Annotated in this window: 14 protein-coding genes and 1 riboswitch; of the genes, 7 read left to right on the forward strand and 7 right to left on the reverse strand. The window is 68.5% G+C overall.

Annotated elements, in window-relative coordinates; genetic code table 11:
- Positions 1 to 277 precede the first annotated feature (277 nt).
- On the reverse strand, positions 278 to 457 hold the full coding sequence (locus HD841_RS16850) for a hypothetical protein (protein ID WP_179510059.1): 180 nt from the start codon (positions 455 to 457) through the stop codon (positions 278 to 280).
- A gap of 385 nt (positions 458 to 842) precedes the next feature.
- Between HD841_RS16850 and HD841_RS16855 the strand changes: the two genes are divergently transcribed.
- The 5 genes from HD841_RS16855 to HD841_RS16875 all read left to right on the forward strand — a co-directional run bounded on the left by HD841_RS16855 (position 843) and on the right by HD841_RS16875 (position 5764).
- Positions 843 to 1415: a hypothetical protein gene (locus HD841_RS16855; RefSeq protein ID WP_179510060.1), complete on the forward strand. Its 573-nt coding sequence runs from the start codon at positions 843 to 845 to the stop codon at positions 1413 to 1415.
- A gap of 12 nt (positions 1416 to 1427) precedes the next feature.
- The gene (locus HD841_RS16860) at positions 1428 to 1916 is read left to right on the forward strand and encodes a hypothetical protein (protein ID WP_179510061.1); all 489 of its coding nucleotides are present in this window, start codon (positions 1428 to 1430) and stop codon (positions 1914 to 1916) included.
- Positions 1917 to 1928: 12 nt separating this feature from the next.
- Complete coding sequence (locus HD841_RS16865) at positions 1929 to 4481, forward strand: TcfC E-set like domain-containing protein (RefSeq protein ID WP_179510062.1); 2553 nt, start codon at positions 1929 to 1931, stop codon at positions 4479 to 4481.
- Between the two features lie 13 nt (positions 4482 to 4494).
- Positions 4495 to 5196: a fimbrial biogenesis chaperone gene (locus tag HD841_RS16870; RefSeq protein WP_179510063.1), complete on the forward strand. Its 702-nt coding sequence runs from the start codon at positions 4495 to 4497 to the stop codon at positions 5194 to 5196.
- A 79-nt stretch (positions 5197 to 5275) separates the two neighbouring features.
- Entirely contained in the window at positions 5276 to 5764 is a 489-nt protein-coding gene (locus HD841_RS16875; protein WP_179510064.1) for a hypothetical protein, read from the forward strand.
- Positions 5765 to 5795: 31 nt separating this feature from the next.
- Here HD841_RS16875 and HD841_RS16880 read toward each other — a convergent pair whose 3' ends face one another.
- From HD841_RS16880 to HD841_RS16890, 3 genes are all read right to left on the reverse strand, one after another.
- On the reverse strand, positions 5796 to 6536 hold the full coding sequence (locus HD841_RS16880) for a hypothetical protein (RefSeq protein WP_179510065.1): 741 nt from the start codon (positions 6534 to 6536) through the stop codon (positions 5796 to 5798).
- 97 nt (positions 6537 to 6633) lie between these two features.
- Positions 6634 to 7011, reverse strand: coding sequence for a hypothetical protein (locus HD841_RS16885; RefSeq protein WP_179510066.1), 378 nt, complete (start codon positions 7009 to 7011; stop codon positions 6634 to 6636).
- A 53-nt stretch (positions 7012 to 7064) separates the two neighbouring features.
- The gene (locus HD841_RS16890; RefSeq protein WP_179510067.1) at positions 7065 to 9761 is read right to left on the reverse strand and encodes a M16 family metallopeptidase; all 2697 of its coding nucleotides are present in this window, start codon (positions 9759 to 9761) and stop codon (positions 7065 to 7067) included.
- A 351-nt stretch (positions 9762 to 10112) separates the two neighbouring features.
- Here HD841_RS16890 and HD841_RS16895 point away from each other — a divergent pair, with 351 nt between their 5' ends.
- Positions 10113 to 13247, forward strand: coding sequence for a TonB-dependent receptor domain-containing protein (locus tag HD841_RS16895; RefSeq protein WP_179510068.1), 3135 nt, complete (start codon positions 10113 to 10115; stop codon positions 13245 to 13247).
- A gap of 44 nt (positions 13248 to 13291) precedes the next feature.
- On the opposite strand, the gene HD841_RS16900 is transcribed toward HD841_RS16895, so the two are convergent.
- Genes HD841_RS16900 through HD841_RS16910 form a run of 3 tightly spaced genes read right to left on the reverse strand, consistent with a single transcriptional unit; the run spans position 13292 to position 14668 of the window.
- Entirely contained in the window at positions 13292 to 13702 is a 411-nt protein-coding gene (locus tag HD841_RS16900) for a DUF1636 domain-containing protein (RefSeq protein WP_179510069.1), read from the reverse strand.
- A complete protein-coding gene (locus tag HD841_RS16905; protein WP_179510070.1) occupies positions 13699 to 14421 on the reverse strand; it encodes a CbtA family protein in 723 nt (240 codons plus the stop codon). Before HD841_RS16905 ends, HD841_RS16900 begins: the two co-directional genes overlap by 4 nt.
- 19 nt (positions 14422 to 14440) lie before the next feature.
- Positions 14441 to 14668, reverse strand: a complete 228-nt coding sequence (locus HD841_RS16910) for a CbtB domain-containing protein (RefSeq protein ID WP_179510071.1) — start codon at positions 14666 to 14668, stop codon at positions 14441 to 14443.
- Between the two features lie 32 nt (positions 14669 to 14700).
- A riboswitch (cobalamin riboswitch) is annotated at positions 14701 to 14823 on the reverse strand.
- Between the two features lie 42 nt (positions 14824 to 14865).
- On the opposite strand from HD841_RS16910, the gene HD841_RS16915 reads away from it, so the two are divergent.
- Complete coding sequence (locus tag HD841_RS16915; protein WP_179510072.1) at positions 14866 to 15414, forward strand: histidine phosphatase family protein; 549 nt, start codon at positions 14866 to 14868, stop codon at positions 15412 to 15414.
- The last annotated feature ends 3 nt before the right edge of the window (positions 15415 to 15417 follow it).

Here is a 15417-nt window from a genome sequence, read left to right on the forward strand (position 1 = left end):
ACGAACGCTAATCTATGGTCCCGATCAGGGGTCGAAACAGGGGTCGCGTCCTTCGCGCATCTTAGAACCCCAGCTTTTCTGTGCCCGTTAGATACCCTCCGTCTCCGCCACTTTCCGAAGTGTGCCTTAGCCGGGCGGCGTGCAGAACGACGAACGACCTTGTCGCGGTGATCCGGCGGCAAGGTCGCTCGAGCATCGCTCGTGGGAGCGACCATGATTTTGTGAGCAGCCCTTGACCAGGCTGCGGGGGCGCGCCGCCGGGCGGCGCGGTCCTGCGTCAGCGGGCGGCGAGGCCCCTTTCGGTGCGCGACATCGCCTCGACGGCGGCGATCTCGACCGGGGTCAGGCCGGCGAGACGGTCCTGCGCTTCGGCATGGCGGACGTCGGCCAGCGAATGAGATGACGATGCGTTCGACGGACGTGCGGCCCCGAACAGGCCCAGCTTGATACGGCTCATAGATTCCTCAGATCGTGTCACGGAACGGTCCTCCGCGCGCTCCCCTCACAATTCGGTAGCGCGGGAGAGGTTCCCGTCATGGCTAACAAAGCCTTACCGTTTCCGGTCGTGGTACGCGGTGGTCGGCGGCCATGTGTAGCTTCATGGCGCGGGCACTCCCGTCAAACGCACCCGTATACCGTAGATGAAATCCGCTGCGCCAAAGAACAGTTTTGGTTCTAATTCCATGCCACTGGTTCAAAGTGGTTAAAATGTTACACCGAATGTTAAGTGCGCCGTGGGATAAGCGATCCAACGCCGAACTGTTCGAGCATTCCACAGTCTTTGCCGCCGAGAGGGCAGAGAGGAATGCGCTGAGATTGTCGGTCAACTTGGGTGGCGGAACATGAAGCTAAACATCATCTCATACGGAAAGTTCCTGTCGGTTCGCGGTTTGGCGCTGTTGGGGACGGTCGCGCTCGGCGCGACGCCGGCGTTCGCGGCGAGCAACGGGTTGCTCGGCGCCACGTCGACCGGCAGCGTCCAGATCTCGGTCACGGTGCCGAGCCGCGTGCAGATCACCGGGCTGACCGACATCAGCTTCGCCAATGCCGAGCCCAACGCCCAGGCCTTGAACGCGCAGAACAATTGCGTGTGGAGCAATACGGCGACCAAGGGCTATACGATCACGGCGACGGGCAGCGGCGCTGGCGGCGCGTTCACGCTCGCCTCGGGCGCACTGACGCCGGTGCCCTATGCCGTGCTGTGGAACCAGAGTTCCGGCCAGACCTCGGGCACCTCGCTGACGGCGTCGACGGCATCCGGGACCTTCGTCTCGACCGCGACGGTGCCAACCTGTGCGACGACGCCCAGTTCGACGTCGAGCCTGATCGTCACCATCGCGCAGGCGCAGCTGCAGGCGATGCCGTCGCTGACCACCTACACAGGCACGCTGACGCTGCTCGTCAACCCGCTGTAATCCGGCGGGGGCATGGCGATGGGCTGGCTGCGCGTCCTGACCGGCGGCGTGCTCGGCGCGGTGGCGCTCGCCGGCGGAGCCCCGGCGGCGGCGCAGCAGGTGCAGATCACCCGCCTTGCCGACTTCACCTTCGGTGTCGTCGGCGTCGGCCAGGACGCCAGCCTCAGCAAAAATGTGTGCATCTCCTCGTCCGGCTCGGGCCGGTACAGCATCGTGGCGACGGGCAGCGGCACCAATCGCGCCTTCACGCTCGCCGGGGCGGGGCTGCCGATGGCCTATGAGGTGCAATGGAATGCGGCGGCGAACCAGCCGATCGGCACCGCGCTGGTCGCGGGGGTCGCGACGACCGGCCTGACGACGACCGCCCTCGGCCTCAATCTCGGCTGCGTGCTCGGCAACGACAGTGCCAGCCTGATCGTCGTCCTGCGGTCGGGCGAATTGAGCAAGGCGACGGCGGGCCCCTATACGGGCACGCTGACGCTGCTGATCGCGTCCGAATAGCGGCGGTCGGATATGGCCGGCGCTTCCGTTCTGCCGCCCCGGTTCGCCAGGGGCTGGCGGCTGGCGCTCGCTGCGGCCGCGCTGTGCTGGTCGGCGGGCGGGCGGGCCGACCGTCCGGCGGCGACGCCGCAGCTCAGCGTCGGCGCGCCGGCGGGGTTCGATCAATTGCTGGCGACGCAGGAGGCGATGGTCGACGTCGCTCTCGGCGGGCGCGCGATCGGCCAGACACGGGTCCGCTACAGCTCGGGCAAGGTCACGTTCCTGGATGTCGACGCGGTGCTCGCGCTGGTGCCCGATCTGGTGGACGTCCCGACGGCGCGCGCCGCGCTCGCGCGCACCGAACTCGATGCCCATCCGGAGCTGGTCTGCCCACCCGATGCCGACCCGGCGCGCTGCCGGACACTTCAGCCGGCCGACGCCGGCGTGATCTTCGACGAGGCGCGATTCCGGATCGAGCTGGTCTTCCATCCGCGGCTGCGGGCGGTGCATCCCGCGGGCGAGCGCCGCTATCTGCCCGCGCCAGAGGCAAGGCTGTCGCTGGTCGACCAGATTGGCGGCACCGTCGCGGGGAGCGGCGGCTATCTCGACTATACGCTGCTCAACCGCGCGATCCTGGGCTACGGCCATGCCCGGCTGCGCAGCGAGATGTCCTATTCCTCGCGCTACGGCCTGCTTGCCGACACGCTGGCGGCGGAGGTCGACGCGCCGGGCTATCGCTACGCCGCGGGCGTGCTGTGGACGCCGGGTATCGACCTCACCGGCCGGCGGCGGATCGTCGGCGTCGGCGTGCAGAGCCAGATCGACACCCGGCTCGACCGGACGCTGATCGCGGGCAGCCCGCTCGTCGTGTCGCTCGCGGTGCGCTCGCGCGTCGACGTGCTGCGCGACGGCCGGCTGCTGACCTCGCGGACCTATGAGGCGGGCAACCAGGCGCTCGACACCTCCAGCCTGCCCGACGGCGCCTATGAGGTGATGCTCCACATCGCCGAGGCGGGCGGGGCGGCACGCGACGAGCGCCGCTTCTTCACCAAGAATGCCGCGATCGCGGCGATCGGCGACCCGATCGTCTTCGCTTATGCCGGGCTGCTCGCCAATGACCGGGTCGGTACGTTCATCGCGACGTCGCGCACCCCCTTTTACGAAGCCGGCGTGGCGCGCCGGCTGTCGCCGCAGATCGCGCTCGATGCGACAATGCTCGGCACGGATGGCAATGCGCTGCTCGAACTGGGCGGCTATTGGCTCGGCCGGGCGGCACAGGTGCGCGCTGCCGCGCTCGCCTCGGTCCGCGGCCAGGCGGGCGTGCTGGTGCAGGTCGCCTCGTCCGGCACGGCGCGGTTCAATTATGCCTTCGACCTGCGCCGGGTGTGGAGCCCGGCCGGGCGGGCGCTGATCCCGCTCGGCGAGAGTGACGAGACCACGATGCTGATGCGCGTCAATCCGGCCGCGCGGCTGGCGACGGGCGGCTTCACGCAGGTCAACGGCACGATCAATTACGCGCTGCCGCGCGGCCAGTTCGCGCTGTCGGGCTTCTACCGGAGGGATCGCCGGATGCGCGCGTCTTATGGCCTGGGGCCGAGCCTGACCGTGCCGCTGATCCAGCGCGGCGGCGTGCAGGTGACGGTGCGCGGCGACGCGACGATCAGCAATCAGGGCCGCGCGGCATTCCTCGGCATCAGCCTGCAACGGCTGCGCGGCACCGCCGCGTGGAGTGCCAGCGCCGGGCTGCGCGCCAATGATGTCGGCGGCGTGCGCAGCGGCGTGGCGCCGGTCGGCGGCATCGCCGGCGCGTGGCAGAAGGCGGATGTGCTCGGCGGCGAGCTGGCGGTGTCGGGCGGGGTCGAGCGGGAGGTCGCGGGCACGCTGGCGCGCGGGCACGCCGATCTGCGCACCACCACCGCCGCCCTCTATGGCGATCTCGCCCAGCCGCTCGCCGGCGACAACGGCGCCACCCAATACAGTTTCGGGTTCCAGACCACCGCCGCCGCGACGCATCACGCGCTCGTGCTGCAGGGTCGCGACCGCAACGACAGCATCATCGTCGTCGCCGTGCGGGAGGAGGGCGCCGTCCGCCGCGGCGAGGCCGGTGCGCCGTTCGAGGTGCTGGTCGACAATGCGCCGCGTGGCATCGTCCGCCGCGGCGAGACGCTGGCGGTGTCGGTGCCGGCCTATCGCCAATATGCCGTGCGCCTGCGCTCGACCGGCGAGGCGCTGATGCATCTGGATGGCGGCACGCGCCAGGTGAGCGTCTATCCCGGTACGGTGGCGCGGCTCGAATGGACGACGCGCCAAGTCGTCGCGATGTTCGGGCGGCTGCTGTGGCGCGACGGTACGCCCGTCGCCAATGCGGCGGTCCATGCGCCCGGCGCGATCGGCAACACCGATGACGCCGGCTATTTCCAGATCGAGACCGTCCGCGACGCCATACTGAGCGTCCAGGCGCCGGACGGCCGGACGTGCGAGTTGCCGGTGCGCGCGTCGGCGCGGCCCGATGGGTATGCGGCACTCGGCACGTTGCGCTGTGCCGGCCCGTCGCTCGTCAACCAGATCGCCGATGCGCGGCCATGAACAAGGAGAGGATATGAGCAGGATGTGGATAGGGCGGGCGGTCACCACCGCCATGGTCGCCGCCAGCGGGATGATCGCCCCGCCGGCATTCGCCAATCTGGTGCTCAGCCAGGTGGTCGTCGACCTGACCCCGGCAGGTCCGCCGCGCGCCGATGTCGAGGCGTGGAATACCGGCGCCGAGCGCATGTATGTCGTCGCCGAACCGGCCAGCATCGTCGATCCCGGCACCCCCGGCGAACGTCGGGTCGCCAGCGCCGATCCGGCCGAGAGCGGCCTGCTGGTGACGCCGCAGAAGATGATCCTGGAGCCGGGTGAGCGCAAGCTGATCCGCGTCGCTGCGGTGGCGCCGCGCGGCGCGCGCGACCGCGTCTATCGGGTGACGGTGAAGCCGGTGGCGGGCGATGTCTCGGCGACGGCATCGGCGCTCAAGGTGCTGGTCGGCTACGACATGCTGGTCATCGTCCGCCCCGCGGTGATGACCGGCGACGTCTCCGCCCGGCGCGAGGGCACGACGCTGATCCTGACCAACACGGGCAGCACCAGCGTCGAGATCTACGACGGCCAGCAATGCAATGCGACCGGCGGCGACTGCCGCGCGCTTCCCGCCAGGCGCCTCTACGCCGGCGCAAGCTGGTCGCAGCCGATCGATCCCGACCGGTCCGTCGCCTACAAGATCAAGACCGGACTGGCGGTGAAGACCGTCACCTTCCAGTGACCCGATCCTTGTGCCGCATGCGCGCGGTTCGTAGAGCGCCCGCCACGTCGCTGATTCAGCGCGCAAAGTAGAGGGCTTCATGACAACGATCGGATGGGTCGGCGGCGTTCTTGCCGCAACGCTTGCCGCCGCGGCACCCGCGTCGGCGCAGATCGTGCTGGAGGCGAATGGCGCGCGGGCGGACTCGCATTGGGGCGGGGAGCTGGGGGTCGGCTACGGCTTCGGCGCGGCGGGCTTCCGCCTGACGCCGATGATCGGCGCGCTCGTCTACAGCGGCGACAACGACCGTTATTACGAGGAGGCGAACGGCGGCAATGATCGCTGCCGCGATCGGCAGACCGGCCGTTACACGTCCGATTCCCGGTGCGACGACACGGCGGTCAAGGCCTATGGCCGGGTCGAGGCGACCTATGCGATCCCGCTCGTCGCGACGGTCGGTGCCGGTGTTCGCGTCGGCAGTGACGTGCGGCCCTATGGCACGGTGGCGGTGCCGCTGCTGCCGACGATCAGCCTGAAGGGCAATGCCGGGCAGCATTATTACGCCCTGGGGCTGCGGCTCGGCCTGTGAGGCAGGCCGCCTAATCGGCGGCGGCCGGGCCTCAGTCGCTGATCGTCCAGCCCTGCCGGCGGTCGCCGCCGCGGACCGGCTGGGCCTGCGCGATTCGCCGCTCGAGCCGGCGCATCGTGTCGTAGCGCGGCGAGCTCGCGAAGGTGGTGTCTTCGAGGTCGACCAGCTGGACCGCCGGTGCCGGCATCGGCCCGGTCGTCGCATAGCGCAGCACCGGCGCGGGCACGGTGCCCGCATAGGCGACGAGCGGCGCGGGTGACGCCTTGCGTACCGCGGATTGCGGCACGGTCGCGCTCTCGGTCGTGAAGGCGACGAACTCGCGGCCTTCCTCGAACACGGCATGACGGCCGGTGACGAACGCACCGGCGACGACGCCGCCGACGAGGATCGAGCCGATCGTCTCGCCGGCGCGGCCCTCGCCCGCGGCGTGGAAGCGACCGGCGATCGCAACGGGGCGGCCGGCGATCGCGACCGAGCGCAGCGCGATGTCGACCTTGCCCGACTTGCCGAACGCGCCCTTGCCGGTGCGCCCGGTCACCACGCCGGTGCCTGCGGTCCCGCGCGGGATCAGCACCATGCCATCGACGATGACGTCGCGCGCCACCGATACCGGCACGACCTGGCCGACGCGCGCGCGTTGCGAGCTGACCTCCTCGTTGAGGCGAAACGCGATCTCGGTATGCGCCGGCACGACCATGTCGGCGGGACGATCCTGCGCGCCGGCCGCAGCGGACCAGGCGCAGCCAAGCGCGACGATGTGCACAAACCGCATGAAATCCCCCTCGCGCGGCGCGTCGGACCGCAGGAGGGGGGTAGGGGGAAGGAGCTGATTTTCTCGTGAAACGATGTAGTTAACGGTGGGGCCGGGCCTATAGCCCGCCCTGGAACGCGAAGGTGAAGCGCGACGGCGTCGTCTTCGCGGAGGTGCTCTCGGTGCGCTCCGGCGTGACGGCGGTGAGCGTCAGCTTGCCGTCGGCAATATCGACCGGCACGCCGAGAACGAGGTCGACCGTCTTCGACCAATCGCCGCCCGAGACGGTGGCGCGCACCACCACCCGGCCGGCCCAGACGCAGCGGGTGCCGACCGGGCAGCGGCTGTCCTCGATGACATGGTCGGGCCGGACCCGCGGACCGCCCACCAGCGCGGTCTGGCCGAGCGCCACCGGGCCCTCGACCGCGCCGGTGTGCGAGCAACCGGCGAGCGCGACGAGCGCGAGAAGGGGCAAGAGGCGAGCGCGGATCGGCATGCTCCTGTCATACCCCAGATCGCGGTCGCCGGAAAAGGCCCGGGCGCGCGCGGTCACCGCAGCTTGTGTCCGTAGACGTCCTGCACCTCGACCGGCCCCAGATTGAGCGCGCGCACCGCAGGCTCGATCCGGCGCAGGTCACCGGCGATCGTCCAGACGAAATCGTCGGTGCGGAACGTCTCCCTGGCGACCTGCTGCGCCTCGTCGAGCGTGATCGCGCGGACGGTCGCGGGCACGCCGGCGACATAGTCGAGCGGCATCTCGCGCGTGTCGGCGTCGAGCATGGCGCCGAGATAGGCGACGTTGGAGGAAAGGCCGCTTTCCAGTTTGTTGAGCACCGTCGTCTTCTGCCCCTCCAGCTCGGGCGCGGTGAGCGGCCGATCATGGGTGAAATCGCCGATCTCCTTGATGATCTCGCGCATCGCATCGGCGGTATTGGGGGTCTGCACCGCGCCGCTGACGTAGAAGGTGCGCTGCGACTTCACCGAACTGCCCAGGTGCGAGTACATGCCGTAGGACCAGCCCTTGTCCTCGCGCACGTTCATGTTGATGCGGCTGGTGAAGCTTTCGCCGAGCACGGCGTTGGCGAGCTGTTCGACCATCGTCCGCCGCGGCTCCCACGGTTCGATCAGGCGGCCGGCGACGATGTTGCTCTGCTGCGCGCCGGGCACGTCGATCAGCACCACGCGCACCCCGGTCGGGCGCGCCGGCGGCGTCGGGATCAGCGTCGCCGGCTTGGCGTCGGCATGCCAGCCGGCGAAGTTCTGCTCGACCAGCGTGCGCGCCTGCGCGAGCGTGATGTCGCCGACGAAATAGGCGGTCATGTTCGCCGGCGCGAGCTCGTTGCGGTAGAAGGCGAGCATCTCGTCCCGCGAGACCTTCTTGGCCTCCTCGCGCGTGTCGACCCAGCCATAGGGATGGTCGCGGCCCCACAGCGCGGTGTTGAACAGATTGGCCTGCGCGCCGCCCGGATTGCGCTCGTAGGAGTCGAACGATTCGTCGACGCGGGCGATATATTCGTCGATCTTCTTCTGCGGGAACAGCGGTTCGCGCAGCACGTCGGCGACGAACTCCATGCCCTTGCCCAGGCTCGCGGTGTCGCTGGAGAAGCTCAGCGTGCTGCGCCGGTCGCCGCTGCCGGAGCTCGGGAAGATGCCGATATCGCGCATCCGCGCCTCCATCGCACCGTGCGGATAGCGCTGGCTGCCGTTGAACAGGCTGCCGAACGTATAGGTCGCCAGGCCGCGCGGATAGTCGTGGTTGATCAGCTTGCCGGTCGCGAATTCGAGCGCGACACTAACCAGCGGCAGCTTCGGCCGGCGCATCACGACCACCTTCGCACCATTGGCGAGCGTCGCCTGTTCGATCGGCGGGAACGGCCGCGGCGCCTCGGCGGCGGCGGTGACGACGGGCGGCTGCTTGCGATCGACCGAACCGGCGACCGCGGGCTCCGTCTTGGGCTCGGGATCGGTGCGGATCGCGAGATAGGGCTTGGTCAGCCACTTGCGCGCGACCGCGGCGATATCGGCGGCGGTCGCCTCCTTCTCCCAGCGGCGGCCGACCTTGAACAGCATCGGATCGTTGGCGATCAACTCGCCCGCCTCGAGCATTCCGCCGACCGACTGCGGATTTTCCATCGAGGCGAGCAGCGACTTGTCCTTGATCGCAAAATTCTGCCGCAGCGTCACCGGATCAGGGCCGTCGCGCAGCAGCTTCGCCATCACCGCGTCCAGCCGCCGGTTGACCTCCGCCGGATCGGCGCCGGGCTTCAGATCGACGCCGATCGAGAAGGTGCCGTTGACCGTGGCATCGTTGAAACTCGCCGACACGCCGAGCGCCGGCCCGTCATTCTCGACCAGCGCCTGGTTGAGCGGCAAATGCGGCGCGCCGACGATCGCATTGGCGAACATCTGCAGCATCGTGCCCTCATGCTCGTCGCCGGTCGGCACCGGCCAGGTGCGGTTGAGCTCGACCGTGCCGCCCTTGCCGAAGAAGTGCAGCTGCTTGCCCTCGTTGAGCGTCGGCACCCAGCGCTTGATCTCCTGCACCCGCTTGCCCGGCCGCACGTCCTTGAAATAGCGCGTGACCTTCTCGCGGGCCGTGGCCGGATCGACGTCGCCGGCAAGCAGCAGGATGGCATTGGCCGCGCCATAATATGTGTCGAACCAGGTGCGCGCGTCCTCGACGCTGGCCTCGTCGAGATCGCGCATCGAGCCGATCGGCGAATGCGCATAGGGGTGGCCCTTGGGATAGAGCGCAGTCAGGAAGGCGTCGGTGCGCGCCTCGGCTTCGGGCGTGTTGCGCTGGCGCTTCTCGTTCTTCACGACCGCGCGCTGGCCATCGAGCGCCTTGAGGTCGATCGCGCCGGGCAGATATTGCATCCGGTCGCTTTCCATCCACAGCGCCAGGTCGAGTTCGCGGGTCGGCACGACCTCGAAATAGCGGGTCCGGTCGGTGGTGGTGTTGCCGTTGACGTCGATCGCGCCGTCATCGAGCAGCTTCTTGAAATATTCGCCTTTCCGGTTCTCTGTCTCCTGGAACATCATATGTTCGAACAGGTGCGCGAAACCCGACTTGCCCTCCGGCTCGTCCTTCGACCCGACGCGATAGGTCAGCGACACCAGCACCTTGGGCACGGTGTGGTCGGGATAGACGATGACCGTCAGCCCGTTGGGCAGCGTGAACCGCTCATAGGGCAGCTTGATCTGCTCGATCAGGTCCGGCTCCTGCGGCCGCGCGGGGGCGGCCACGACCCGGTGCGGCCGAGTCGCCGCGGCATGCGCAGCAAGCGCGGGCAGTGCGCAAGATGCCATAATCAAACACAAATTTAGCGTCTTCCGAACCGTCATCGATCACATCCGCGCAAGTGTAAATGCATGAAAGTTCGATGATAAGCCGAGCGGATCAGGTTTAGTCAAGCCGTGTTCGGCAGCTACAACAATGGTGACCCTGATATTAATCCTTGCGTACAGTTTACGGCTGTGCATTCAATGGGTTCGACGGGGGAATATACGTCAACAACACAGTCAAAGATATCTTGTGCAATATCGTTATTGCGCAATAGCTTAGCGTTGCGGGGGAAGTTGGTGAACACCAAGTACATGAAAACGAAGACGTTTCTGCTCGTGGGGACGATGCTGTTGCCGGCGGGGATGATCCTGCCGGGCCAGGCGCTGGCGCAGGCCGCCGCGCCGGCGCAGGATACCGCGCCGACGCCACAGGCCACGCCGACGCCGGCACCCGATGATGGCGCCGCGCCAGCCGGCGACGCCCAGCCCGCCGGCGAGTCCGACCGCGGTTCGCCCGCGCAATCGACCGCCGGCCAAGCGACCGCCGACCCGCAGGCCGGCGACACCGCGGCCGATCAGCCCAAGCCGGTCCGTCCGCCCACCGACCCGCGCGGGGCGGAAACCGACGCCGACGGGTCGATCCTCGTCACCGGCTCGCGGATCGGCGGCTATGATCCGAGCAGCGACGTCAAGGTGTTCACGCAGGACGACATCAAGGCGCTCGGCGTCTCCAACGTGCAGGATTTCATCCGCAGCCTGCCCCAGAACCAGGCGTCGGTCGGCTACGGCATCAACAATCGCAGCAGCACCGAGGTCAAGTTCGACGGTGGCGGGCTCGGCGGCCTCGGCGTCGGCGGCGTCAACCTGCGCGGGCTCGGCACCAAGAACACGCTGGTGCTGGTGAACGGCCGCCGTATCGCAGGCGCCGCCGGGATCGAGGAAGGCTTCGCCAACATCAACACCATCCCGCTCGCCGCGGTCGAGCGGGTCGAGGTCAGCCTGGGCGGGGGCAGCGCGGTCTACGGCGCGGATGCGATGGCCGGCGTGGTCAACTTCATCCTGAAGAAGCACTACAAAGGCTATGGGGCGACGGTCCGGCACGAATCGTCGAGCACCGGCGCCGACACCACGCAGGCGACCTATCTCGCCGCCACCTCCTGGGGCAGCGGCTCGGTCACCGCGACGCTGTCGCTGTCGCAGACCGATCCGGCGCAGAACGCCAAGCTCGGCTATGTCACGCACGATTATCGCGGCTACATCACGCGCGAAGAGCTCGCCGCCGTCGGCCAGAGCAATTACGCGCTCGACCAGCGCAGTTCGCAGGACGGCACGCAGCCCGGCGCGATCACGCTGAACTATCGCATTCCCGGCAAGAACGGTCAGCCCGGCCGCAGCGTCTTCGACGTCCTCCAGTGGCAGCCCGGTGGCGACATGACGCATCCGAGCATCGCCGGCCTGGGGCCGATCAATCGCGACACGATCGCGTCGAACATCCCGGCCGACGCCGGCGAGCATCAGCGGAGTGGCGGCCTGTCGCTCAACGTCGAACAGAAGCTCACCGACCGGCTGCGATTCACGGTCGACTATCTCGGCTCGATCAGCACGTCGGTCCTGCGCGAGGCGTGGGAGAGGATCGAGCTCGTCAACGTCCCCTTTACGCAGGCGTACAGCCCGCTCAAGCGCACCGACCTGCCGGCCGACGCGGACGTCAGGGGCTTCACCGTCGTCTATTACCCGCGCGCGGAATATGACAGCGGGCAGATGCAGCGGAGCTTCCAGCGCTCGACGATCCGCTCGCACACGATCAACGGCGGGTTGCGCTACGAGTTCTCGAAGGACATGTCGCTGTCCGCCAATTATTCCTACTCGCGCAACACCGCGACCGGCACGCAGCAGGGCATCCAGAACCTGACCGCGACCGACCGCAGGACCGGCGCGTGCATCGCCGACCCCTACAAGCAGGTGACGGCGGCCAACCTCGACCAGATCATCGCGGCGCAATGCCAGGCGATCACCAGCAGCGACCCGACCCGGGCGTTCAACTTCCTCAACGACGGGACAGCCAAGCTTGGCGTACCGGCCAACGTCTTCTTCATCACCACCTACCGGCTGGCCAATACCTCGACCCAGCGCGATGCCGATGTCCTGCTGACCGCCGCGCCGTTCACGCTGCCTGCGGGCAAGGTGCGGCTGGCGATCGGCGGCGAGACGCGCACCAACGGCGTATCGGGCGACGGCATCCGTAAGCAGACCGGCGAGGATCTGAACAATCGCGTCTCGGCCGGCTATGCCGAGTTGCGCTTGCCGGTCATCGCCGAGGCGATGAACATACCGCTCGTCCACACCTTCGACCTGTCGCTGAAGGGGCGGTATGATCGCTATGATTCGCGTGGCGCGGTCGGCACCGTCGACGACATACCCTATGAGGATGGCGGCAAGCTGATCCGGGGCAAGGCGACCTTCGCGCGGTTCAGCCCGGATATCGGCGCGGCCTGGACGCCGCTGTCCGGCCTGCTGCTCAAGGGGTCGTGGTCGTCCAATTTCACGCCGCCGTCCTTCACCGCGCTGTACGACGTCAAGGCGGGGCAGACCTTCGATCAATATCTGTTCCGCGACCCGCTGGTGACCGGCGAGGATGCGGGATACATTCTCGATCAGCCCGTCCAGGGGCAGTACAAGGCCAATCCCAATCTGCGGCCGTCGGTGTCGACCAGCTATCATTTCGGTGCCGTGCTGACGCCGCCGCAGGCGCTGCACAATCTCAACATCCAGGTCGATTATTACCACACGCGCATCCGCGACCGCGTCGGCCTGTCGACCGAGTTGGAGCGGCTGGTGCCGCCGCTGGAATATTACGGGTTGAGCGAATATTTCGTCCGCGACGCCAACAACCACATCATCCGTCAGATCATCAAGCCGATCAACATCGGCTGGGAGCTGAGTGAATCGGTCGATATGGAGGTCAGCTATATCATCCCGACGCATTTCGGGCTGATCACGCCGTCGATCTTCTACACCCGCAACCTGCGTCAGCTGACCTCTTTTGCTGGCCAGTCGCAGATCAGCCAGCTAGGAACTTCAGACGGGCTCGACAAATACCGGATCATCGGCAATCTCGACTTTACCCGCCGCGATCTGATGGCGCGGCTGACCGTCCGTTACATTCCGCCTTATGCCAATACCTACAGGATGGCATATGCGGACGGCGAATATCAGGACAGCGACAATGACGGCGTGAAGGACAAGCCGATGCGGATCGCCAGTTTGACGACCTACGACCTGACCACGCGCTGGCAGGCGACCGACAAGCTGACGATCAGTGCGGGTGGGCGTAACATCTTCAACGCCAAGCCGCCCTTCGCCCTGGTCGATCGCCGGCCGTTCGATGCGTCGCGCTACGATCTGCGCGGACGCGTGCTTTATGCCGAGGCCCGGGTGAACTTCTGAGCCACGAGCGCGCCGGCGTGGCGATCATGCCGGCGCGCGCTGCCTCATTCGACGAGGAACCCCTCGGGCGGCGTGCGGGTGATGAAATGCCCCTTCACGCCGGCGGGCCAGAGCTTGAACGGGACCTGCCCGGTCTCGCTGGCGTTGTAGAGCGCGGCATAGTCCAGGATCGCCCGCGCCGATTCCGCATCGGGGGTGAAGCGGCCGAGGACATAGCCGACCTTGCCGGGTGCGCGCAGGTGAACGGTGCAGGCTTCGGCGCAGGCGAACAGGCAGGGCATTTCCTGCACGGCGACATCGGCATAGGCCGGATCGTCGGCGCGTGCCGCATGCAGCGCCGCGACGAGCAGCGCGCCGCCACGACGGCCGTCGCCATCCTCGCGCGCGTCCTGGCTGAAGCGGCACGTGCTGCACGCCACCACCGACGGACCCGGCGCAACCGGAACGATCTTCATCGGACGCCCTCGCTTTGGCCGCCGGCCATCAGCCGCTCCGCAGCGCGACCGAAGAGGTCGGCGGTGACCAGCCAGAACACCGCCTGCGTGCCGAGGGAGGCAAGGCGGAACTGCCAGAGCAGGGTCGCCGGGAAGTCGGCAGGCACCTCGTCGACCAGCGGCAGCAGCGCCTGCCCCAGTGCGACCGCGCCGACATAGATGCCGACCGCGATCAGCAGCCGGTCGAGCGCGGCGATGCGACCGGCGAGCCGGCGAAAGCTCCACAGCCCGAGCGTCGCTGCCGCCACCGATAGCGCCAGCATCGCGACATAGGCGGCGGTGCGCAGCCGCACGGTGTCGTGGAGGCCGACCGCGGGCGGCGTCGGCGGATATTTGATCGCCGGAACCAGGACGATCACGACGAAGGCGGCGAGCGCGAGCAGCAAGGCGAGGCTGCGCGGTCCGACGCGCGCAACGCGGCCGTACAGGCCGGCGAAGACGATCGCGAGCAATCCGCCCAGCGCGGTGCCGTACAGGCCCAGCGCAGTATAGAGGCCCCAGGTCTTCTGCGTGGCGCGGCTGACGAGTTCGTCACCCGCGGGCATCGCATGCGCGGCGCGATGCGCCTCCAGCGCCACCGCGGCATCGATCTGCGGTTCGGCGAACAGCAGCGCGAAGGTGGCGGCGACGCATGCGCCGATCAGCCCGGCGAGCATCCCCCGCCAGAGCAACGTCTTCATCATGGCCGGTCCAACCCCGTCAGTGGCAGGGGAAGCCGAGCAGATGGCGGCCGTCATGCACATATTCGTGGACGTACATGCCGTCGAACAGCGCGAAGGCGCCCTGTTCGGTGCTGACGAAATAGAGCAGGATCAGCGCGACGACCGACGCGAACACCGCCCAGGGGGCGATGTCGGCGAGCGGGATATGGCCGGTGCCGACCGGCAGAAAATCGTCGTCGAAGGCAGCGGCGGTGGTGCCGGACATCAGTCAGTCTCCTGCCGGGAAAGCGCGCCCGGTTGGGGGTGGAGGTGCCGGGCGGGGTCTGACTCTCGACAGGCTGATGCCCGCCGATCACAGTGGCGCGACCGCGCCGGATTTCCACCGGCTTCCCGCCCGGCTCCGATCCGCCATGCTGTGAACGGCGGGCGGGGACGCGTCAACCGATCAGGAGACTGCCGCCGATGCTGACCCGCCTTGTCCTGCTCTGCGCGGGCGCCACCGCGGCGACCCGCGCCACACGCTTCGCCAACCCGGCCGATCCTCTCGACGCCGGCGGCCGCGCCAAGGTGCAGGCGCTCGCCCTGACCGGGCCGGCGGCGGAGCGCTGCTGGGTCAGTCCGGCGGCGGCGGCGCGCGAGACCGCGGCGCTGATCGGCGTCGTCGCGGCAGAGGAACCGGCGCTGCGCGATATCGATGCGGGCGATTGGACGGGTCGCAGCCTCGACGGGCTGCCCGCGGCGGCGCTGGCGGACTGGCTGGCCGCGCCCGAAACCGGTGCGCCGGGTGGGGAGAGTATGGCGGCGGTGCGCGACCGGGTGGGCGCATGGCTCGATGCTCTGGCGGAGGGGCGGGTGCTGGCGGTCAGCCACGCCGCGGTGCTGCGCGCGGCGATCGCGCATGCGCTCGCGGTGCCGGTGGCGGCGACGATGGCGATCGACATCGCGCCGCTGTCGGTCGTCGTGCTGTCGCGGCACCGCCGCTGGCGGTTGCAGGAACTGCGCGCCGGCTGAACG

Source organism: Sphingomonas melonis (assembly GCF_013409985.1).
In the GTDB taxonomy this organism is placed as follows: Bacteria; Pseudomonadota; Alphaproteobacteria; order Sphingomonadales; family Sphingomonadaceae; genus Sphingomonas; species Sphingomonas melonis_A.

What these genes read in the sequence shown, in the direction of transcription:
- HD841_RS16850 (WP_179510059.1), bottom strand. Translation starts at nt 457, where the DNA reads ATGAGCCGTATCAAGCTGGGCCTGTTCGGGGCCGCACGTCCGTCGAAC.
- HD841_RS16855 (WP_179510060.1), top strand. Translation starts at nt 843, where the DNA reads ATGAAGCTAAACATCATCTCATACGGAAAGTTCCTGTCGGTTCGCGGT.
- HD841_RS16860 (WP_179510061.1), top strand. Translation starts at nt 1,428, where the DNA reads ATGGCGATGGGCTGGCTGCGCGTCCTGACCGGCGGCGTGCTCGGCGCG.
- HD841_RS16865 (WP_179510062.1), top strand. Translation starts at nt 1,929, where the DNA reads ATGGCCGGCGCTTCCGTTCTGCCGCCCCGGTTCGCCAGGGGCTGGCGG.
- HD841_RS16870 (WP_179510063.1), top strand. Translation starts at nt 4,495, where the DNA reads ATGAGCAGGATGTGGATAGGGCGGGCGGTCACCACCGCCATGGTCGCC.
- HD841_RS16875 (WP_179510064.1), top strand. Translation starts at nt 5,276, where the DNA reads ATGACAACGATCGGATGGGTCGGCGGCGTTCTTGCCGCAACGCTTGCC.
- HD841_RS16880 (WP_179510065.1), bottom strand. Translation starts at nt 6,536, where the DNA reads ATGCGGTTTGTGCACATCGTCGCGCTTGGCTGCGCCTGGTCCGCTGCG.
- HD841_RS16885 (WP_179510066.1), bottom strand. Translation starts at nt 7,011, where the DNA reads ATGCCGATCCGCGCTCGCCTCTTGCCCCTTCTCGCGCTCGTCGCGCTC.
- HD841_RS16895 (WP_179510068.1), top strand. Translation starts at nt 10,113, where the DNA reads ATGAAAACGAAGACGTTTCTGCTCGTGGGGACGATGCTGTTGCCGGCG.
- HD841_RS16900 (WP_179510069.1), bottom strand. Translation starts at nt 13,702, where the DNA reads ATGAAGATCGTTCCGGTTGCGCCGGGTCCGTCGGTGGTGGCGTGCAGC.
- HD841_RS16905 (WP_179510070.1), bottom strand. Translation starts at nt 14,421, where the DNA reads ATGAAGACGTTGCTCTGGCGGGGGATGCTCGCCGGGCTGATCGGCGCA.
- HD841_RS16910 (WP_179510071.1), bottom strand. Translation starts at nt 14,668, where the DNA reads ATGTCCGGCACCACCGCCGCTGCCTTCGACGACGATTTTCTGCCGGTC.
- HD841_RS16915 (WP_179510072.1), top strand. Translation starts at nt 14,866, where the DNA reads ATGCTGACCCGCCTTGTCCTGCTCTGCGCGGGCGCCACCGCGGCGACC.